Source organism: Streptomyces sp. 3214.6, assembly GCF_900129855.1.
GTDB lineage: Bacteria > Actinomycetota > Actinomycetes > Streptomycetales > Streptomycetaceae > Streptomyces > Streptomyces soliscabiei.
In genome coordinates, this window is record NZ_LT670819.1 from 187,262 (window position 1) to 208,608 (window position 21,347).

Annotated in this window: 13 protein-coding genes and 1 pseudogene; all 14 read left to right on the forward strand. The window is 70.7% G+C overall.

Annotation, left to right across the window (positions count from 1 at the left end; all coding sequences use genetic code 11):
* Window positions 1–39 precede the first annotated feature (39 nt).
* The 14 genes and pseudogenes from B5557_RS00725 to B5557_RS00790 all read left to right on the forward strand — a co-directional run bounded on the left by B5557_RS00725 (window position 40) and on the right by B5557_RS00790 (window position 21,171).
* Window positions 40–4,218 carry a DUF3560 domain-containing protein gene (locus B5557_RS00725; RefSeq protein ID WP_079657290.1) on the forward strand — a complete coding sequence of 1,393 codons (4,179 nt, stop codon included), beginning with the start codon at window positions 40–42 and terminating at the stop codon, window positions 4,216–4,218.
* A gap of 74 nt (window positions 4,219–4,292) precedes the next feature.
* Window positions 4,293–4,589, forward strand: a pseudogene (locus B5557_RS46035) (LPD29 domain-containing protein); the annotation flags it as partial.
* Between the two features lie 86 nt (window positions 4,590–4,675).
* The gene (locus tag B5557_RS44610; RefSeq protein WP_079657291.1) at window positions 4,676–5,101 is read left to right on the forward strand and encodes a hypothetical protein; all 426 of its coding nucleotides are present in this window, start codon (window positions 4,676–4,678) and stop codon (window positions 5,099–5,101) included.
* A 56-nt stretch (window positions 5,102–5,157) separates the two neighbouring features.
* Complete coding sequence (locus B5557_RS44615) at window positions 5,158–6,324, forward strand: hypothetical protein (protein ID WP_079657292.1); 1,167 nt, start codon at window positions 5,158–5,160, stop codon at window positions 6,322–6,324.
* Between the two features lie 132 nt (window positions 6,325–6,456).
* Window positions 6,457–7,353, forward strand: a complete 897-nt coding sequence (locus B5557_RS00740; RefSeq protein ID WP_079657293.1) for a methyltransferase — start codon at window positions 6,457–6,459, stop codon at window positions 7,351–7,353.
* 104 nt (window positions 7,354–7,457) lie between these two features.
* Entirely contained in the window at window positions 7,458–8,069 is a 612-nt protein-coding gene (locus tag B5557_RS00745; protein ID WP_079657294.1) for a hypothetical protein, read from the forward strand.
* Window positions 8,070–8,158: 89 nt separating this feature from the next.
* Window positions 8,159–9,109, forward strand: a complete 951-nt coding sequence (locus B5557_RS00750) for a hypothetical protein (RefSeq protein ID WP_079657295.1) — start codon at window positions 8,159–8,161, stop codon at window positions 9,107–9,109.
* Between the two features lie 26 nt (window positions 9,110–9,135).
* Window positions 9,136–9,519: a hypothetical protein gene (locus tag B5557_RS00755; RefSeq protein WP_079657296.1), complete on the forward strand. Its 384-nt coding sequence runs from the start codon at window positions 9,136–9,138 to the stop codon at window positions 9,517–9,519.
* Window positions 9,516–10,130 carry a hypothetical protein gene (locus B5557_RS00760; protein ID WP_079657297.1) on the forward strand — a complete coding sequence of 205 codons (615 nt, stop codon included), beginning with the start codon at window positions 9,516–9,518 and terminating at the stop codon, window positions 10,128–10,130. Before B5557_RS00755 ends, B5557_RS00760 begins: the two co-directional genes overlap by 4 nt.
* 166 nt (window positions 10,131–10,296) lie before the next feature.
* Window positions 10,297–11,844: a ParB/RepB/Spo0J family partition protein gene (locus B5557_RS00765; protein ID WP_159424297.1), complete on the forward strand. Its 1,548-nt coding sequence runs from the start codon at window positions 10,297–10,299 to the stop codon at window positions 11,842–11,844.
* A gap of 87 nt (window positions 11,845–11,931) precedes the next feature.
* Complete coding sequence (locus B5557_RS00770) at window positions 11,932–12,555, forward strand: hypothetical protein (protein ID WP_079657299.1); 624 nt, start codon at window positions 11,932–11,934, stop codon at window positions 12,553–12,555.
* Window positions 12,556–12,602: 47 nt separating this feature from the next.
* Complete coding sequence (locus tag B5557_RS00775; RefSeq protein WP_079657300.1) at window positions 12,603–14,090, forward strand: hypothetical protein; 1,488 nt, start codon at window positions 12,603–12,605, stop codon at window positions 14,088–14,090.
* A gap of 703 nt (window positions 14,091–14,793) precedes the next feature.
* A complete protein-coding gene (locus tag B5557_RS00785) occupies window positions 14,794–15,924 on the forward strand; it encodes an acyltransferase family protein (protein WP_079657302.1) in 1,131 nt (376 codons plus the stop codon).
* A 762-nt stretch (window positions 15,925–16,686) separates the two neighbouring features.
* Window positions 16,687–21,171, forward strand: coding sequence for a LamG-like jellyroll fold domain-containing protein (locus tag B5557_RS00790; protein ID WP_231976187.1), 4,485 nt, complete (start codon window positions 16,687–16,689; stop codon window positions 21,169–21,171).
* The last annotated feature ends 176 nt before the right edge of the window (window positions 21,172–21,347 follow it).

Here is a 21,347-nt window from a genome sequence, read left to right on the forward strand (position 1 = left end):
CAACTCACCCGGCACCAACCCGACCAGGAGTGACCCGCCATGACCACGACCACGCACCCCGCAAGCAGCTCGCGCACCCGAGCCCAGGAGCCGGCCCCGACCCCTGCCGAAGCGCCGGCACCCACCGCCCCGACCGCCGAGCTCCCCCGCAACCTGGCCCGCCTCACCGCCCAGGCCGAGGAGGCCGGATGGACCGCCACCGTCCAGACGCAGCCCGGACACTGCGCCCTGGTGCTCACCGCCCGCCAGGAAGCCAGTGAAACCGTCCTGCGCTGCGTATGGCGACTCACCGCCCGGGGGCACCGCTGGGACGGCGCCACCCTCACCCGCAACGGCCAGCAGACCGCCGAAGGCATCGCATGGCGCGCCGTCGGCGACCTGGTGGCCGCCGAGGCCCCCACCGCCCGCACACAGCCGACCGCGCCGGACCGGGCGGACGCTCCGGCGCCCGTTCCGGCCAAGACCGCGGCGGAGACTTCGGCCCCCCGGAAGCGTGCCCGTAAGGCGCCGTCCGTGGCGGAAGTCGAGCGCGCGCGTAGGGCGGCGGAGGAGTGGCCGGAAGCCATGCAAGCGCGGTCGCTGGGCGACCGCTACGAGGGTGAGTTCCGGCGCTCCGACCTGCTCTCGGAACTGTCCGTGTGCGGTGAGCGGTTCCCGTTCCGCTTCCATTTCCAGTCGGGCGGCGGACACACCGTGACCCTTCCGACAGGGGACGTGCGCGGTACGTGGGGTGAGGTCACGGGGGCTGCTATCGCGTACGTGATCGCCGAGCGTCCCGCGTCAGTGCTACGGGCGACGGCCGAGACGGCGCGCGTGTACGCCATCCATGCGGAGCGGGCGGCGGAGAGGGCGGAGGAAAACGCGCAAACGGCCGTGTCGGTCGGCATGGCGCGCGCTGCCCTGGACACGGTCCGTGCGTTCGCTCAGCGCATCGATTGGGACGGGCTGACGGATGAGCAGTACGACAGCGCCCGGGGTGCGGTCCGTGAGGTCGAAGAGTGCGCAGAGGGCGCAGAGTCCGCGTACGGGCGGGGCGACGTCGACACGGCCCGTTGGGAAGCGCGTGACTCTCTCGCCGTCGTGCGCTGGTTCGGGCTTGACGTGCCGTCGGCCCAGGCGTGCGCGGAGCGTGCGCCGGAACCGCGCGCGGTTGCTGGACGGGTGCGGCCGGAAGCATCGGCGTTCCTGCTGCGAATCACCCGCCCGGGATGGGAACGACCGGCAGAGGAGGCCGAGGTTCCAGCCGGTGACGCCGCCCCCGCGGCTGACCAGCGCGCGGAGGCGAACGCGTCAAAAGAGAACTCGGGGGAGGCGCCCGAGGTGGCGGCGGACGCCGGTCCGGCCGAGGGTGCGCCGGTCGTGGTGAAGCGTCCGGCGGTATTGCCCGACGTCGTGTCGGACCCCGGCAGGGTGGACGGGTGGGAGACCGACGGGGGCGCGGTTGAGGTGCTGCCGGCGATCTGCCACGGCAACGCAGGTGGAGTGTTCCCGGTGGCGTTCCGTGGCCCGTATGAGGGCACGGTGCGAGTGTCGCGGGCATGGCTGACGGAGCGCGCGCGCCGTGCGCTGACCGTGGCGCGTCAGCGGCTGACGGTGGCGGAGGAGCACGCGGAGACCTGCGCGGCGTGGCGGCGGGATGCGCACGACCTGCACCAGGAAGTACGCCGGTCGGCTGGTGTGCTGGGTGAGCGAGTGGTCGTGCATTACGAGACGTCCGGCGGGTGGTCGGAGCGTGCCCGTGAGTCGTCGTGGGCGGCGGATACGCGGCGGATGAATGCGCGGGATGCGGTCCGGCGGTGTGAGCGTGAGCTGTCCGGCCTGGAGGCGGAGGCGGCGGAACCGGGGCACCGGTCGAAGTCAGCGCGTGCGTTCCTGGCGCGTGCCGTGTCCGGGGATGTTCCGGCCGGCCGCGGGGCGTGGGTGTCCGCCGACGGCGGTACGGCGGTGATGTTCGAGCTTCCCGCAGACGTCGACGTGAACCCGGACGTGAGGCACGGGGAAGCGAACGAGCAGCGTCGGGCATTCGTCGACCTGTTGGCCGATGCCGTGGCCGCGCGAGATGAAGGCCGCGCGCTGATCGGCCGTGACCTCCCGTCGAAGAAGACGCACGGACGTACGGCCGGAGTCGAGAAGGGCCAGGCGTCCGCCTCGGTCAAGGGGCTGGACGTCAAGCCGTGGAAGGCTCCGAAGGTTCCGGCGGAGGGCTCGCCCCTGGATAGCGAGACGCTCGCCACGTGGGACACGGCGGGGGACGTCGTGGCGGAGAGTGAGACGGCGCCCGGGGTGTGGCTGCCCATGGCTGCCGTGTCGTTTGCGGAAACGACCATGGCCAACGGTTGGACGGTGGCCATGCAGCGCAGCACTGACGGGGGCATGGTGGCGGTGCGCGTCGCCGGTGTCGCGGTCAAGGACGGTGAGCCGCTCGCCTATGAGTTGCTCGCGGTGTGGGACGGCGGGGTGTTCCGTGAGGACCGTTCGGCGGTGTGGGTTACCGGTCGGCGGGTCACGGGCAAGCGCACGCCGTTGTGGTCGGCGCCGGTCCGGGTGGGCCGGTCGGGCAAGCACCAAGATCCCTCAATGTTGGCGACGGTGCAGCATGCGGCGGAGCCGGGCACGCTCGCACGGGTCGCGCTGAGCAGCTCGGCGCCTGCCCCCGAGGGTGTGAGCGACCCCGGCGGCATGGACGGGTGGGAGAGCGAGGGCGGAGCGCTCGCGCGGGATGATGGCGGAGAGCTCCCCCCGCCGGCAACCCGTGACGAGGTGTCCGCGCGGGCGGCTGACGTGGTGTCCGACCCGTCCGGGGCGGACGTGTGGGAGACAGAGGGCGGCACGGTGCCGGACGTCGACACCCCGGCCCCCGCCGCGGCGGCTGTGGCGGCTATGCCGATCGACTGGGCGAAGCCTGCCGGGCGCGGTGACTGCGCGGCGGCAAACACGTGTGGCGGATTCGGGGTGCTGCTGTGGGACGTGCCCGGCTGTGCTCCGCGCTGCGCCGAATGCGCCGCACGGGTCATGGGACACTCACCGGCGGCACTGCGCGCGCTCACCCTGCCCGGGGACATCGTGGAAGCGGAGGAGGAGGCCGAGGCGGCGGACATCGTCATCCGGCACACCCACGAAGACGGCACCACCGTTGAGGGCTCCGCCAAGGGTGACGGCGTGTGGGAAGCGTTGCGCCCGCTGGGCTGGTCCTACCGGCGTACCCCGGGGATCTTCATCCGTGGCAGCCGCTACAAGGGCGCCGACCGATGGAAGATCAACCGGGCTGCGGACGCGGTGCGCGCACTCGGCCTGTCGTGCGCTGTGGTGATCGAAGAGGGCATGTCGTTTGCCGAGCGGGAGGCCGCCCGCGTGGACGCGGCCGAGGACCGGGCGGAGCGGTACGCGGACCGGGCCGGACGGGCGGCGGCATCGTCGCAGTCGGCGCGGGATGCCTCGGACCGGATCGGCGAACGGTTCTGGATGGGTCAGCCGATCTTGGTAGGTCACCATTCGGAAGGGCGCGCCCGCCGGGACCAGGAGCGCATGCACAACGCGATGCGCAAGAGCATCGCCGAGGGCGAGCGGGCCGGTTACTGGGCCAACCGCGCCCAGGCGGCGGAGGCTTACGAGCGGTACCGGAAGAACCCGGGGCGCACGCTGCGCCGTATCGAGAAACTGGAGGCGGAGCGGCGCGGCGTTCTGCGGGAGCGTGACGGCGTTGACGACAAGGGCCGTACGGCTGATGTGTGGCGACGCGAGCCGTCCGAGGCGCGCCGGGAGGAGCTGACACGCCGTCTGGCCGAGTACGACGAAGAGCTGACGTACTGGGCGGAGACGATCAAGGAGGCGGAGCGGCGCGGCTTCAAGGTGTGGGGTCGGGCCGACTTCATCAAGGGTGATTTCGTGCGGTGGCGGGGGTCCTGGTACGAGGTGACCCGGGTCAACGCCAAGACGGCGACCGTGCCGCACATCCACGCCGCGTTTGACGGCGGCGCCGTCGGCGCCGTCGACGGATGCCGCGTGGTCACCCGCGCGGCAACCGCTGAGACCCGGCACAAGGGCAGCACGTACACGCTCCCCTACAACGAGGTGAGCGGGCGCATGTCGGCCGAGCAGATGCGGGCCGCCCTGGCGGGCGAGGCGATCCCAGCCGACCCGCGCGACATCACCCCGGAGCCCGCCCCGTCACCGGGTTCGCCAACTGATGCGGACGAAGCGTTGAACCCTCCCCAGTAAGAGCGTATTATTGATTTTACGGGTGAGCGGCAACTCACCCGCAACCAACCCAACTCGCAGCAGAAGGACAGGGCATGGACTACATCGACACCAAGGACGTGGCCGCCGAGCTCCGTAACCGCCTGAAGAAGGCGTTCCCCGGCGTGAAGTTCAGCGTGCGCAAGGGCACCGGCACCGCCTCCGCGTGGATCTCCGTCTACTGGACCGACGGCCCCTCCACGGCCGACGTCGAGGAGCACACCCGCCCCCTGCAGGGCGCGCAGTTCAACGGCATGGAGGACCGCTACGAGTCCACCGACAACACGGTCACCGTCACCGTCAAGGGCCGGAAGGTCACCGGTAAGCCGCTGGTCGACGGCATCAACACTCACCGGGACGTCTCCGACGACGCCACTGAAGGCCGCCGCCGTCCTGTGGTCCGAGGCCCACGACGGCGCCGAGCCCCCCCACCAGCGGCATGCTCGCCGCCTGCGTCGTCGACGGCCACGTCATCCAGGAGAACTGGGCCCCGCAGCAGATGTGGCAGATCGCCAGTGATGTTGTCCTTCCCCAGCGCTGGGCCGCCGCCAAGGAGCAGGCCGCCGCCCAGGCCACCCGTCCGGCGAACGCCCGCGAGCAGGGCGACGAGGGCGCGGAGGGACTCGCGCTCCAGCACACGGACGAGGACGGGACGACGGTCACCGGTACGCGTCTGGGCGACGGCGCCGCCGAGGTCCTCAAGCGCCACGGCTTCAAGTGGCACCGCAAGAACCAGTACTGGTACGCCCCCGGCAGCCGTGACCAGCAGGCCGACACCGGGTTCATGGACGCGGTCGCCGCCGACCTGCGCGCCGAGAACCCGACCGTCACCACGGCGCAGCCCGAGCCGACCCCCACCGCCTGAACCGACACCCGACCGGCCGGGCGCCCCAGGCGCCCGGCCCACCGAGCGGAGCCCCCATGTCCACACACCTCCCCTCTCAGCTCACCGGCGATCGCCCGGACCCGGGCGCCGTCACCGACCCAGGCACCGTCGAGGCGTGGGAGACGGACGGCGGAGCCGGCCCCAGGGTCGAGCCGACCGGCGACACCCCCGCGGCCCGTCCCGCCGCACCGTCCGCCGCCGAGGTCGCCAAACTGCCCACGCGGGCGCGCACGCTGGTCGAGGCAGCGACCGCGAACGGGTGGGACGTCACCGTCACCTCCCAGGGCATCGTGGAAGATGCCCCCGTACGCACGATCACCCTGACCGGTGCATTCCAGACGCCGACCACGGTCGCTGAACTCACCGCCCGGTGCGTCTGGTACGGCGGCACCTACTGGGGAGAGATGTCCGAGCGCAACGGCCGCTATGCCGGCGGTTTCGGTGAATTCCTCGCGTGGGTGCGTGACGCGCCCGCCATGTGCCGAGCGGGCAAGGAAGCGGGATGGATCCAGCCCGGCAGTCCGCTGCCAGGTACAGAACTGGAGACTGTGCCGCTGCCGCAGTGGTACGACGGCGCGCCCCGTCCGCGCATCCTGGTCCGCGATGCGCGGATGTACGCGCGCTATACGCAGACCATCCACCACGACGACACCGGCATCCCCGTGCGGGAGGCCCCCGGATACGGTCGGCCTCACCTCAGCGGCGACGCGGTACGCGCATTCCTCGGCGGATCACTCAAATTCTGGCTGTCCAGCCAGGCCACCATCACAGACGACGAAACGATCATCTACCGCCAGACCAACGGGCATTCAGCGATCACATTCACGCCGGATCGCGACTCCGGCGTCATCATCACCCACCCGGAGCGGTACATCACGGCCGACGCGTACCGGGTCACCGGACACGGCCGCCTTCCGCAGGTCTGGACGCAAGCAGCCGTCCGTGAGGCAGTTGCCGAAGCCACGCGCCCTGGCCCGATCGACTGGCCGGACGGCTGGGCACTGCTCATGCCGGACGAGTCCGTGAAGTTCGCCCCCCGCGGCTTCCCCTGGAAGTCCGCAGACGTGTACATCGCCGAACCCACCGCCCCGCCCCAGGCATGGGGGCCACGGTGCGGGACGTGCGGTTGGTACGAGACGGAGCACGACCCCGCGCGCGGGTGGGGCCGTTGCAGCAGCTTCCAGCCGCCGACCGACACCTGACGAACGCCTCCTGCTGGCGCGCAGCGCGGCCGCCGTAGCCATCGCTCCCCACCGAACTCACGACCGCCCTGGAGCGGTCCGGACAACCGCGTCAGGACCGCTCCCCCACACCACCGCGAAAGGCGGCATGCCATGGCCGGAAAGCTCAGCAAGGAGCAGACCAAGCAGCACAACCGAGCGTGCGAACTGGTTGACCTGGAACGGGACTTGACCGAGGAGGAGCGGGAATTCGTTCTCGACCACTTCCACGAGTCCGCGAACATGGGCCGCACCCTGGACGGCGCGTTCTTCACACCGGCCGAGCTCGCCGGCGAACTCCACCACGTGGTTCCGGGTGACCGGATCATCGACCTGTGCGCGGGCATCGGACGCCTGGCCTGGCACGCCCGCGACTACTGGAACCGGCGCTGGGAGCGTCTGCCGCCGCGCGAGATCGTGTGCGTGGAGAAGAACCCGGAGTACGTGAAGGTAGGGCGGCGCATCCTGCCGGAGGCCCAGTGGATCTGCGCCGATGTGCTCGACGTGCCGGGCATGAACCTCGGTTCCTTCGACTGCGCGATCAGCAACCCCCCGTTCGGGCGGATCAAGCGCAGCTTCAACGCCCCCGGGTACCGGGGACCGCTGTTCGAGTTCCACGTGATCGCGGTCGCTGAAACCCTGGCCCGGCGGGGGGCGTTCATCATCCCGAGGGAATCCGCCCCGTTCCGCATCGAGACCGGGTTCGTCTCGCAGGACTCGCCCGCGTACGAGCGCTTCCACCGCGAGACCGGGATCAAGCTGCGCCCCAACCCCGGCATCCCTACGGACCTTTTCCGCGACCAGTGGCGCGACGCCTCACCGGCCGTCGAAATCGTGGTGCACAACCGCGACGAGGACGAGTTGGAGGCCCAGGCCGAGCAGGCCGCGCGCACGGAGCGGGAAGCCTCAGTCAGCCGCCCACCCAGGCCGACGGCCGAGACCACCAGCGTCACACCCGCAGCCGCGCAGTCGGCCGGGTTCGGCGACGGCGGCGGGGACACCCTGTTCTGAAAAGGGGATTGATCAGCCTCTTGAGGGTGTATTATTGATTTTGCATGTGAGCGGCAACTCACCGGCCGCCGACCGACACGCAACGAGCAGACAGGGAACCGCACATGGGCGCCTACGGACACGACATCACCGCCGGAACGCTGGTCTTCGACCGGGAGGACTTCACCGCCTACCGGCCCGGCTCGGAGCCGGTCTGGCTGGTCGAGGCGGTGGCCGGACGCGAGGAGTGCCGCCCGGGCGGCAGCACCGTCTACAGCAGGTATGCGCACGTCCGCAACGCCGAGGTGCACGGCAAGGACACCACCCCGGCGAACTCCGGATGGACCGCCACCAAGCCCCTGGGACGGCTGGTCGAGGCCGCCGCCGAGGACGACCACACCAAGCCGGGAACCTTCCGCATGGACCGCGCCATGGTGGCCTTCCTGCGCGCCACCCGCTTCCGGGGGTGCACCTCCGACGACTACCCGACCGTGCGCGACCTGGTGAACGCCGCCCCCTACGACCGGCACGGGTTCCTGGTGGGCGCACGCACGGTCACCCCGCACGGCCTGCGCTACGAACTCGGCGCCCTGTCGGTCTGCCTGGGAAACCTGCTCTGCGACCTGTCGGCAGGCCGCATGACGGCCGCCGACCTGGAGGCGGGTGGCATCTCCGTGACGCTGCTGGACGCCACCCGCGAGGCCCTGCGCACCGCCGACTCGGCCGCCCGGGCCTGACCGACTTGCCGGGCGCCGACCACGGCGCCCGGCCCCTACCGGATTGAGCGGCAACTCATCCGGCACCACTCGATACAGGAGGACGCACGATGACCACGATCCGGCGGAACTGGACCAAGCGCGTGGCGGAGATCCGCACGGCAGCCCGCACCTGCCAGGCCTACGACTCCGACAGCGGCAACATGGTGCCGGTCGACCCGGCAGCCGCCTTCGAGGCGTGGGAGAGCAACCGGCGCGCCCGGCTCACCGAGGACACCCCCGGGCAGAAGTGGACGGTTCACGTTCACTCCAACCGGTTCTACGTCCTGACCGCCGAGGAGCCCGCCACCCCGGCGGACGACGAGCCGGCCGCCGAGGTTCCCGCGGCCCCCACCGCCGCGCCCGGCTCCCGCCACGCGCACCAGGCCGCCGGACCGACCAGCACGCAGGACCGCAGCGCGGCGCGCACGCTCGCCCGGCACGGGCGGGCATCCGGTGTGCCGGACGGTGACCGCCTGCCCGGTCATCTGCCCGCCCTGGCGGTCGATCTCGTGGGAAAGGCCGTCCGCGTCAAGCTCGCCCAGGGCTACAGCCGCGAGCAGATCCGGGACGAGTTCGAGCAGGAGCGGGCCGAGGCGCAGGCCGCCGGAGACGCCGGGAGGGTCGCGGCCCTGGGGACGGTGCTCGAGGTGCACGCGGCGATGGTGGCCGAGGAGGACGCCGCCCCGTCGCTCACCGGCCCCGCCCCGGCCGACCACGGCCACAGCTCACCGGAGGAACAGCAGCCCGTCCGGCACCGCCCAGGCTCGCCGCGCGAACGGCGGGTGAGCCACGACAGCGTGCTGTCCCGTATCGACTCGGTTCTGCACGACGCCGCCGTCACCGACGACTACACCGTCAGCGGCGACGCCATGCGGTCGGTACCCCTGACCGACCCGGGTCCGGCAAGGAGGGTGCCGTTCTGGAACACCCCGATGGGCGGCGCGTCGAGATCAGTCCCGCGCGGCGTGAGGGCTACGTCCGGGCGTGGGTCGCCTATCCGGACACGTCGTACGACCTGATGCAACGGCACCGCCCCAGTACGGAGATGCGCGCAGACCGGGGCGGCAGGGCGCTGGAACAGGCCGTCCGTACCAAGCTGCTGCCGGTCTACGACGAGACGTACCCGAAGGTGCTCGCGGCCAACGAGAAGTCCCGCCAGCACGCCGAAGCCCGGGCCGCCGTGGCGGATCTCCTCGTGTCGCTGGTCCCGGGAGCCGAGGTCATCCGGGCCGAACCGTCCCCGATCGTCGAGTACGAGCGCGGGAGCATCGAGCGGGTGACCGCGCAGGTCCTCGGCGGCAGCCTCAACATCGTCACCTTCCGCTACGTCGACGACGAGGCGACCGAGGCTGTCATGAAGGCCTACGGCGAGGTGATCCGGCACACCGCCCCGGCCCCGGACGGCCGTTCCGGCGAGGTCGCGCGATGAGCACGCCGCCCGCCCGCCACCGCTGCCCCTACCGGCCCGGTGCACCGTCCTGGTACGTCCGCGCCACCCGCCGCGCCCTGCCCCAGGGCCGCTTCCCCGCCTTCAAGCGCCAGCAGCTCACCGCAGAGCAGGTGGCCGTGTCCGTCGACCACTCCGGCGAGGACGGGACCGCCCACGTGACGCTGCTCATCGGACGCCATCTCGGCAAGCCGCCGAGGCCCGGAGCGGCCCGCGACACCTGGCTACGGGTGCGGGCCGACATCGCCGCCCACCTCCACAAGGCCGGGTTCGCCACCGCGTTGACGAAGGCCGGTGTACGGGCCACCCCGCCCCGGCCTGAGCCGGTCGCCGTCCACCTGGAGCACGGTGACGTGTTCCGTGACGGGCTCGACGCCTTGGGCCGCTACCGCATCTGGTGCCCCGAGCACCCCCATCTGGCCGGCCGCCTGCAGAATGCTCACGGCCTGGGACCGCAGGTGTTCACCTACGTCTACGCGACCCAGAAGGCCCGGCACCCGATCTGGCCGACCGGCTTCCGCACCCTGCACGCCGCCGCCGAAGCGTGGGCCGCCCACATGGGCCTGCCTCCGGTGACGGTGACCGAGACCTGACCGCCCCGCCGCAGGCACGTGCTCCCGAAAGGCACCCCTGACCAGCACGGTTCCCCAGCACTCCCCCAGAAAAAAGGTGTTGCTCCACGGGCTGAATGGCGTATAATTGATTTCACGAGCAAGCGGCAACTTGCTCAACACCAACCGATCGCACGAGGAGCAATCCGTGAGCGACACCGCAACCACCACACCGATGCAGCGGGTCACCCTGCGGCTCGGCCAGATCCGCGTCAACGAGAACAACGTCCGCCAGGACCTCAACCTGGACGAGAAGTTCCTCAAGTCCGTCGCGGCCAACGGCGTGAAGGTCCCCGTCGTGGTCCTCCCGCTCGGCGAGGACACCTACGAGCTGAAGATGGGCCACCGGCGCTACTTCGCCGCCCGGGCCACCAAGGAGACCGAGGCGGAGCAGGACGCGATCGAGGTCCCCGCGTACGTGCTCGACCCGTCCCTGCGCGAGGCGGGCGAGGACTTCATCGACCAGCTGATCGAGAACGACGACGACTACCGCCGTGGCCTGACCGAGCTGGAGCAGGCCGACGCTCTGTTCGGCGCGGTCGGCGCGGGCATGAAGCAGGCCCGGGTGGCGGAGCTCACCGGCCGCTCCCGCAGGGACGTGTCTCAGGCGGTGAAGACCGCCAAGTCGGTCGGCGAGCGGACCCGTTCGGCGCTCGCCGAAGCCGGTACGTACGACCTCGACCTCGAAGTGCTGGGTGTGCTGGGCGAGTTCGACGACGACTCCGCCGCCGTTGACCGGCTGCTGGACGCCTACGCCAAGGGCCGCTTCGAGTTCCAGGTGCAGTGGGAGCGCGACGACCGCGCCGAGCAGCGCGCCCGTGAGCAGGTCCGCCCGCAGCTGCAGGCGGCCGGGGTGCGGCTGGCCGAGGACGGCGACACGCTTCCGCAGACCGCCGAGCCGGTCAGCGAGCTGGACGGCCCGGACGGCGAGCCCATGAGCGCCCAGGCGCACGCCGACTGCCCCGGCCACGTGGCGACCTGGGCCGAGAACCCCCGCGAGCCCGGCGAGGTGGACTACTTCTGCACCGACCCGGAGTGCTTCGGCCACTACCCGCCCCAGGAGGACGCCCCCGAGGCGGACGGCGACCAGGACGAGGAGCCGCCGCATGCGGCGGGTGCGGCCAAGCCGTCGGAGCCGTCGCGCGAGTACGTCAAGGCGGGCAACAAGGCCTACCGCGCGGCCGAGAAGGCCCGGCAGGCGTGGCTGAAGGACCTCATCGGCCGGAAGACCGCGCCGAAGCCGCTCGCCGCGTTCATCACCGAGCAGCTCCTTTCCTGCCCCAAGCCGGTGGCTCAGTGGGTGGGCGACGCGGGCCGCCGGGACCTGGTCAAGGAGCTGACCGGCTACGACCAGCCCGCCGAGCGCGCCAAGTCGGCGACCCCGGCCAAGCTCACCCTGCTGAACTTCGCGGTGCTGGCCGCGACGTTCGAGAAGCGCATGGGCGAGGTCCGCACCTGGCGCACCGACAGCACAGCCCGTTCCGCCGTCTACGAGCTGCGGGAGATCCGGGAGGACGCCCGCACGTGGCTGTCCTTCCTTGCGGAGATCGGCTACCCGCTCTCCAGTGTCGAACAGGCCATCGTCGACGACGAGCCCTACCAGGAGGGCGAGCCGGACGCGGCCGACAGCGACGGCCAGGCCGACGAGGACACCCCGGACGGCGTGAGCGCCGAGGACTCCGAGGACGCGTCCTGACCTGCTGCCCGGGCCGGACCTGACAGGTCCGGCCCGGGCCCCCTCCCCCTTCCCTCTCTGCGCGCTGCCCGCCCGGAAGGCCTCGCCATGCTCCGCTCCGAACTCCGCCTCAACGCCTCTCTGTTCGTCGCCCAGGCCGCCGTCAGCAACCACACGGGCCTGATCGCCCGGGCCGCTCTCGCCATGCCGGCCGCGCCGTTCGGCTCCCCCGCCTGGCAGCTGCCCGCCCTGGTCTCCTACCTTCACCGCCTCCACCAGGACGAGGAGGACCCCTCTCCCGAACTGTGGCGCGCGCACACCGAACGCCAGACCGGCCCCGTGCCCCGGCCGCACATCCGCTACCACGGTGACGGCCTGCACGATGCGGACGCGGTGTGCGTCCTCGACATCCAGCTCGGCCCGCGCGACGAGGACACCGGCTGGCCCGCCGCCGACCTCGCCGTCATCGAGCAGGAGGAAGGCGCCTGCCCCTTCGGGCGTGTCACCCGCCGCCACGGGGTCGAGGCGATCGCCGCGTACACCGCCCAGGAGCTGACCGCCGAGCACGCGGCGCTGATGGACCGCGCCCGCCAGCACCAGGACGCCGCCTTCGTTCGCCTCGCCGAACTGGCCCAGCGCGCCGCCGAGTGGGCCGACAAGGTCCGCGCCGCCGCGCACGCCGATGCCGTCCACGTCCAGGCCGACCGCGCCCGGTCCCGCATCACCCGCTGACCGCCCCCGCACACCCGCGCCTACTGCCGCCGTTGGAGGCCTGCGCCATGTACGCGTTCGAGCCCGCCTCTCCGACCTACGCCATCTCCGACACCATCGTCGAACACCACCTGCGCGGACGTGACCGCACCCGCGCAGACCTGCCCGGCGGCTACCGGCTGACCCTGCGCACCCGCGAGCGGCACGGCCAGCTTGAGGCCGCTCTGGCCGCGCCGTCGCCCACCGGCCCCGCGCGGATCTGCACCGCGCGCATCAGCGCGCACACCCCGACGCCTGTCACGTCGCGCATCCTCGACGCGGTCACCCGCTACGCCCCGGCCCTGCCCGACGCCCGCGACGCCCACCCGCCCCTTCAGGCCGTTGCCCGCCTGCTCACCACCGGCGCCCCTTTCCAACGGCCGGGCGAGCCGGGACTGTTCGTCCGGTTCGGGCATGCGGAAGCCTGGCTGGAAGGCAAGCGGCTCAGCGTCACCCTGGGCAGCCCCGGCAGCGGACTCAGCCTGGTCCTGGGCGGCCCGTGGGACGCTCCGTCCACCGCCCGCCTCACCGCCGCCGTCCTGCGCGAGCTGACCGAGGCCGCACAGCTCGCCGGCCAGGTCGCCTCGCTGCTGCAGCCCGGACCGTGGCAGGTCCTGTCCGACCAGTGGCACCCCGACGCCGCCCTCGTCCTGCCCGCAACCCGCCGCCCGGACCCGGAAGACCCGCTCGGCCGCCGCATCTCCCGGGCACTGCGCACGGTGCAACACGACCTGAGCGCGGCACAGCCGGACTGGGACTTCCAGGAACTGATCGCCGCCGAGGGCTCGGCCGTGGCCCTGCGCGTCACAAGGCGCGAGCGCGCCGTCCCCCGCATGGTCCGCAAGGTGGTGATGCTCGATGGCTTCGTCCCGGACGAGGTGGGCAACACCCGCACGACGTTCACCCCTGCCGACCTGCCCGCGCCTCCCGACTTCGCTCCGGCCCCACCTCCACACGAAGTCCCGTCCCTGGACCTCCACGTCGCCCCGAAGAACGAGCGCCACTCGTTCGGCGTGAAGCTGGAACTCGGCGACTGGGCGTACGCCTTGGAACCCCGAGCCGTCTTCTACGGGCCCGGCTGGTACCCCTTCCACGAGCACGTCACGCGCCGGGAGAAGGACCCCACCGCCCCGCTCAACGACCGCGACGTGCCCACCGGACGCACCGTTCCCGCACGGGTGCAGCTCTCCCCCGACGTCGAGAACTTCTCCTGGGCCAACGAGTACGTACAGCTCACCCCCGTCGACCACCGGGTCGAGGCGCGGCTGCACCTGTACGTCGGCCAGGAACAGGCCCGCACCCTGGTGCGCACCGTGACGCTGGAGGTCGATCTGCGGTCGCGGCGGGTGGTGCTCCCCGTCCAGATGCCCGCAGATCTGCGCCACCAGGCGGAGGTCAAGGGCCGGCGGATCCTCGATCTGCTGCTGGCCGCACGACGCGAACACGCACAGGGGGCGAGCAAGCCGCGGGCTGTCCTCGGTCCCTGGGACCGCGACCCGCCCAGCGCGGACGCCTGACGCGGTCGCCGACCGCGTGAGCCACGCCCGCTCGCCGTTTTGCCCCACCGCCGGTCCGGGGCGGCAACCCCGGACCGGCCCCCCACTCACCAACTCGAAGGACACGCCCGTGAACGCCGTCCTCACCGCCCCAGCCCGCCCGATACCGGCGCCGCCGGTGTACAACCCGTATCCCGAGACGTGCACCTGCACGCCCGCCGTCCGCTACGCCTGCGGCCACTGCTACCACGAACAGTGCCTGGACTGCAGCCCCCCGCCGCTGGGGAACCTGTGGGCCCTGCCAGCAAAGGGCCCAGTTCCTGTTCCGGCAACCCCGAGCGCGTGCGAGCCGCCTGTCGAGCAGTGGCGTGGATCCCGTCGAGCGGGATAGCGCCCGGCTGAGTTACCTCCGTGGGCGCGGGTGCACCCCGGCGGGATGAGGATCTGGGCTGTCTGTTGAACCGCTCAGCCGGACGCCACGTATCAGTCTTGGTGGGTGGCATCGTGGCGCCCGGCGTACTGCAGGGAAACGGGTCGGCGGGCATGTGCCTGTCTTAGGTTGCATCGTGTGGCGAGCGTCGAGGCGTCGGCGGCGGGCTGTGAACGCGTTGCTCAGGAAAAGGGCTGAACGATTTCAGTAGATTCGAGCCGTCCAGTTGGTAGCGCTTTCGACCTGGCCGACCCGGCCGGGCAGGAGCAGGAGCAGGGGGCGAGCGGGGCATACGTGCGTCGGCAGGTGCTGGGTCTGGATGGTCTCCGCGGCCTGGCGGCACTGTATGTGGTCCTGTTCCACTGCTGGTTGTACACGTTCCCGGGGTATCCCAACAGCTCGGCGCCTCCATGGCTGGATGGGCTGATGTTCGGGCGCCTTGCCGTCGTCTTCTTTCTGGTGTTGTCCGGCTTCTCCCTGGCGATCTCCCCGGCGCGTCACGGTTGGCGGTCGGGTGGCATCGGCCAGTTCCTGCGCCGACGCGCCTGGCGCATCCTGCCTCCGTATTGGGCGGCGCTGGTCATGAGCCTGATCATTTCCTTGTTCGTGGTGCCGGCTTCGCACTTCGGACCACCTACGGGCTCGTCAGTTCTGGTGTACGGCCTTCTCGCTCAGGACATGTTCACCGCACCGACGCCGAATGGCGCGTTCTGGTCGATCGGGGTTGAGGCCGAGCTCTATCTCCTTTTTCCCATTCTCCTGTTCGTCCGGCGGAGCTGGAGCGCGGCGGTCCTGGTCGCGTGCGTGACGCTTCCGGTGGTCGCTCGTGGCCTGATGGCGGTTGACGCAACCCCAGTGGAGGGCGACAACTGGCTCGCTCCGCATCTCGCTCCCGTGTTCGTTGCAGGCATGGTGGGCGCGGGCGTCGTCGTTGCGTCGGACAGGGTTCGACGTCTGCCCTGGGGATGGTTCGCCGTCCTGGCTGCCCTGCCTGTCCTGGCTCTCGGCGTCATCAAGGGGTCTGTTTGGACGGTGCACCACTACTTCTGGGTGGATCTAGCCATCGCTCCCGCCATGACGATGCTGATTGCCGCGGTTGCCACCGGCAGACCCGCGATCCTCGTCCGGCTCCTGACCACGCGGCCCGTTCAGAGTCTCGGTAACTTCTCCTACAGCCTCTACCTGATCCATCTGCCGATCGTCATGGCGGTCATTCGCCGAGTGGCCCCGCACTTCGTATCGCCCGGCCTGCCCACTTTCTGGTTCACGCTTATCGTGGCCCTGCCGCTTTCGGTGCTTGGGGCACGGCTTTTCTCCCGGATCTTCGAGATTCCCTTCAAGGGGAACAGGTCCTGGAACTCAATGATCGCGCTGGGACGGTCCCGTCGGACCGGTAGGAGTGCGCAAGACCTTCAACGGCTTTGATGCTCCGGTTCGGTTTTGTTACCTACCCATCCGGCAGATTCGTCGACTGAGCGTCGGTAGGGGCTGCGCCGGGCGGTTGCCTGGTGGCGTCCTTGCCCGTCGGACCAGTGCGGCAGCCTGGCCGCAGACTTGGCCGGTGAGGTGCTGACGGGTGGCTTCCCCCTGTCCACGACCGACGCGTCCGACTTCGCCACCGCCAAGATGGTCTAGGGGAAGACTCCCGCCGGCGCCCTGGCCGCCGAAGTGCATCATCGCCCCCCACCTCGGCGGCGCGGCCTCGACGCGTGTGACCACGCCGTCGACCAATGGCTGGCGGGTGCTGGAGTTCGCCTACGCCACCTCCACCACTGGCCGCAGGCTCGGCCTTCGGCGGCTGTGACGGACAGGTTAAGGGAATGGCCTATCCGCCCGTCGGCTCGGGGCCGGCCGCCAACGGGTGGTGGCGCAACACATCTACGACGACTCCGGCCGCCTGCATGAACATTAGGACCCGCAGACCCCCCGTGATGTTCTCCGCGGTTCCGTAAATGGTCTCTCGGTGAGCGCATGACAAAAGGGGCGTTAATGCTCAACCTTGTGGAATTTGTGGAGTAAACGTGAAGTATTTCACGCCTAACTTCCCTCGGTTGGCGGATCTTGTGGACTTTGTCCGCTTGTGAGTCCCTGGTTAACAGGCTGGTGGTCCCCGTATGTTGCGGCCTGACCGTTTGATCGAAGACATCCAGGCGCAGCTCAACGCAGCTTGGTGGGGGAGCAGTTCAAATGAATATGTACGGGGGGAGACGCCGGCTGCGCGCAGCCGGCGTGGTGCTCTCCGCTGCCATCGTGCTGGCGGCGAGTGCATCCGGCGGCGCCCTGGCGGCGACCGGTGAGAGAGCGGCCGACACGCCGGCCGCGAAGTCCGGCGAGTCTGCAAAGTCCGCCGGCACCGCCGCGGCCGACGGGTCGGCCACGGCCGCCGGAGCCGACGGAGCGGGCGGGGGCGAAGACGCCAAGGCGCTGGCGAAGGCCGCGCGCACGGGCAAGCCCGTGGAGATCACCTCGATGCGAGGTGAGAGCAGCGAGGTGTACGCCACGCCCGAGGGGCACCTGGAGGCGCGGGAGCATCTGCGTCCGGTGCGCACCCGGGTGGACGGGGCGTGGCGGGCCATCGACACCACGCTGGCCCGCGGCGCGAACGGAACGGTGGCGCCCAAGGCGACGACGGTCGGTCTGACGTTCTCGGGCGGCGGTTCGGCCCCATTGGTGCGGATGATGAAGAACGGCCGTGAACTGGCGCTGTCCTGGCCCGGAAACCTGCCCTCACCGGAGCTGAAGGGGAACACCGTCACGTACCCGAACGTGCTGCCAGGCGTCGACCTGCGGATGACAGCGCAACAGGACGGTTTCACCCAGCTCCTGGTCGTCAAGTCGGCCGAAGCAGCGGCGAGTTCGGAACTGAGTGCCCTGCGTCTGAAGCTGGACGCTGACGGCATGCGGGTCGAGGAGACCCGTGACGGCGGTCTGGCGGCGATCGACAAGGGTGCCGGAAGCGCGGTCTTCGAGGCCCCTCGCCCCGTGATGTGGGACTCGAGCACCAAGGCGCGCGATACCGCGACGCCCTCGCAGTCCACCACCGGAAAAGCCAAGGCGTCGCCTGGCAACTCGAAGCGCTCGGCGGCCGCGGCCGCAGGCACCGACGCCACGACGGCTCCAACCGCCTCCGGCACCAATGCCTCGGCCGCGCCTGCCGCCCCTCCCGCCTCCGCGGCCGCAGGCCCCGCTGTCTCTGACGCGGATGAGGCCGATGACTCCGAAACCGTGGCAGCGGAGTCCGCGAACATGGCGCCGGTCGGGGTGGACGTCCCCGCCGCGCAGGACGCGCTGGTGCTGACGCCGGACCAAGATGTACTCAAGGGCAAGGACACGGTGTATCCCGTGTTCATCGACCCCCAGTGGTACTCCCCGAAGGCCTCGGCGTGGACGATGGCCTCCAAGTACTGGGCGTCGTCGCCGCAGTGGAAGTTCAACGGCGACCCGGACGCGGGCCTCGGCTACTGCAACTGGTCCTACTGCGCGCCGAACGACACCAAGCGGCTCTTCTACCGCATCCCGACGTCGAAGTTCGCCGACCGGACCGTGCTGCAGGCGGAGTTCGTGGTCCGCAACACCTGGTCGGCGTCCTGTTCGGCCCGGAGCGTGGAGCTGTGGCGCACCAAAGACATCTCCTCCTCGACGACGTGGAACTCGCAGAACGCGTCCGGCTTCTGGATCGATCACCTCAGGAGCGCGTCCTTCGCTTATGGGTACACCGGCTGCGCGGCGAAAGACGCGGAGTTCGACGTGAAGTCCGCGGTGCAGCAGGCGGCGGACAAGAAGTGGTCGACGATGACCTTCGGCATGAAGGCCGCGAGCGAGACCGACGGATACGCGTGGAAGCGGTTCTCGGACGACGCCTATCTGCGAGTGCAATACAACCGTCCGCCGCCGCAGGTCAAGACGTCGCAGCTGACGATGGAGTACGGCGGATCGTGCAAGGCTGCCGCCGGCGCCGCGCGGGTGCGCACCCTGGGCAAGATTTACGCGAACGACGTCACCGACCCCGACGGCGACACTGTCTCCGTACAGTTCGCGGCCAGCTGGGACACCGGTGACGGCAAGGGCGTGATCACCCGCTGGAAGGCTGCTCTGACGACGGCGAAGAAGTCCGGATCCGACTTCGTGATCACCCTGCCGTCCTCGATCCCCACCAACAAGACGGTGAACTGGTACGTCCGCTCCTACGACGGCGCCCAGTACTCCCCGTGGTCGTCCACGGGCGCCACCGGCTGCTACTTCGTGTACGACACCAGCGTGCCGAAGGCGCCTGCCATCGCCTCCGCCATTTACCCGGCGTCGAACCCCGAGGACCCCGAGGACCCCTGGTACGACGGAGTGGGCCAGTACGGCAACTTCGTGATCACCGGCGCCGTCTCCGACGTGACGAAGTACTGGTTCGGCCTCAACGGCGACCCGGTCTCCGCCAACACCGTCACCACCTCGGGCGGAGCGGCCAAGACCGTGCCCGTACTGCCGCTCAAGCCGGGCCTCAACACCTTCACCGCACGGTCCTTCGACACCGCCGGCAACGCCTCCGAGATCCGCACCTACCAGTTCCGGGTCAAGTCGGGACAGCTGGAGCGCGCCGACTGGTCGATGGACGAGGCGGCCGGCGCCACCCAGGCGGCGGGCACCGCACCCGAACAGACCGCCCCCCTGCACGGCGGCCCGACGCCGGGCGTGGAGGGCAAGTTCGGCAAGGCGGTGCAGTTCGACGGCGTCGACGACTACGCCGCCACCGACATCGCCACCATCAACACCGACGTCAGCTTCTCGGTGTCCGCCTGGGTGAAGCTGTCCGCCATGCCGTCCGGGTCGGCGGTCGTCGCCTCCCAGCGGGGCAACAACAAGCCGGGCTTCGAGCTGTCCTACTCCAAGAGCAACGACCGCTGGGTGTACACCCAGTACGGTGCCGACACCGCCACCGGCGCCCCCGTCCAGGCCATGCAGGCCGCAGCGGGAGGAGTCAAAGCGGGCGAGTGGACCCATCTGGTCGGCATCTACTCCGCCAGTGAGAAGCTGCTGAAGCTGTACGTCAACGGCGCGTCGGCCGGAACCGCGGCCTTCAGCACGCCATGGAACGCACGGCGCGGCATGGTGATCGGAGCCGGCCTCCCCGGCGGCGCGCCCGCTTCGTTCTTCCCCGGCGCCATCGACGAGGTGAAGACCTTCGAGAAGCCGCTGACGACCGCCGAGGTGTCGAGCCTCTACAGCTCGAACACGAGCGGCGGCCGCCCGGCCCGCATGGTGTTTCACATGGAGGACACCGCCGAGGCGACCGCGCTGAGCGGCCGGGCGGATGTGAACCCCGCGGTCCTCAAGGGCGGCGCCACGACCGGAGCCGCCGGGGTGGACGGCAACGCACTGACCCTGGACGGCACCGACGATTACGCCATCACGGGCAGCCCGCACGTCAACACCTCGTACAGCTTCGCCGTATCGGCCTGGGTGAAGCTGTCGAAGACCAAGCCGACCCATGCCGCGACCGTCGCCTCGCAGATCGGGAACGTGGTGACGGGGCCGGAGCTGTACTACTCCAGCTCCAATGACCGGTGGGCGTTCAACCAGCACAGCGCCGACACCGCCGACTCCACTGTGGCGCGGGCCATGCAGCCCACGGGCACGACTGCCTATGGCGGTGAGTGGACGCATCTGGTGGGCGTGCAGGACACCGTGGCCCACACGCTCTCGCTGTACGTCAACGGGACCCTGGCCGGCACCGCCGTCCTGCCCGCGACCTGGTACGCCGGAGGCGCGGTGCAGTTCGGCGCCAGCGCGTTCCAGGGCGTGCCCACCTCGTTCTTCCCCGGCCAGATCGACGACGTGCGGCTGTTCGACCGGCCGGTGTCGGCCGGTGAGGTGCAGCAGTTGTTCAAGCAGCGCGCGGTGGTCAAGGGCCGCTGGAAGTTCGAGACGGCCACCGGCACCCCGCTGACCTCCCCCGATGCCTCGGTCTCCGGCAACGCCATGACCCTCTACAACGGCGCCCAGGCCGGCTCGGGCGGGGTCGAAGCCGGCTCGGGCGGGGTCGACGGCACAGTCACCCTCGACGGCACGGACGACTACGCGGCAGCCTCCGTGGTTCCGGTCGACACCAGCGCCAGCTTCACCGTCAGCGCCTTCGTCCAGGCGGCCGCCACTCCGACGAGTCCGGTCACGGTCTTGAGTGCTCCGGGCGCCAAGAAGAGCGCGTTCGCGGTGCGGTACGAGCCCAGTGCCACTCCGGCCACCGATCCGGGCCGCTGGCGGATCGCCACGGCCGACTCCGACAGCGACTCGGCCGCCGTCTCCGACATCGGCAACGGCATGTTCTACAGCCCCACCGACTGGAACCACCTGGCACTGGTCTACGACGGCTTCTCCAAGGAGGTCCGCCTCTACGTCAACGGCGAGCTCCAGGAGACCGCCTGCGCCGACGCCGACGACGACGGGGTGCAGGACGACGCGAGCTGCACCGACACCGTCTCGTGGTCCGACGACGTGCTGACCTACAAGGCCGCCAAGACCCTGCAGCTCGGCCGGGACACCACCGGGACCACGTCCGGTCAGTACTTCCCCGGCTCGCTCTCCGACGTGTGGGTCTTCCAGGGCGCGCTGACCGAGACCCAGATCGACTACCTCGTCCTCGGCACGCCGGGCGTGGAGACCACCGTCCCCAGCGGCGACTGATCGGCCCAGCCACCCGGGAACGGGCAGGCCGCCACCGGCGGCCTGCCCGTTCCCCGGCCACCTGCTTCGCTCCGCCGTGCGCGGCCCCACGCTGCCCGCGGAGCACTCAACGGGAGGAACACGGACCCCCATGAAGACCAGACCACGAGCAAGAACAGCCAGGCCATGGCGCCGTA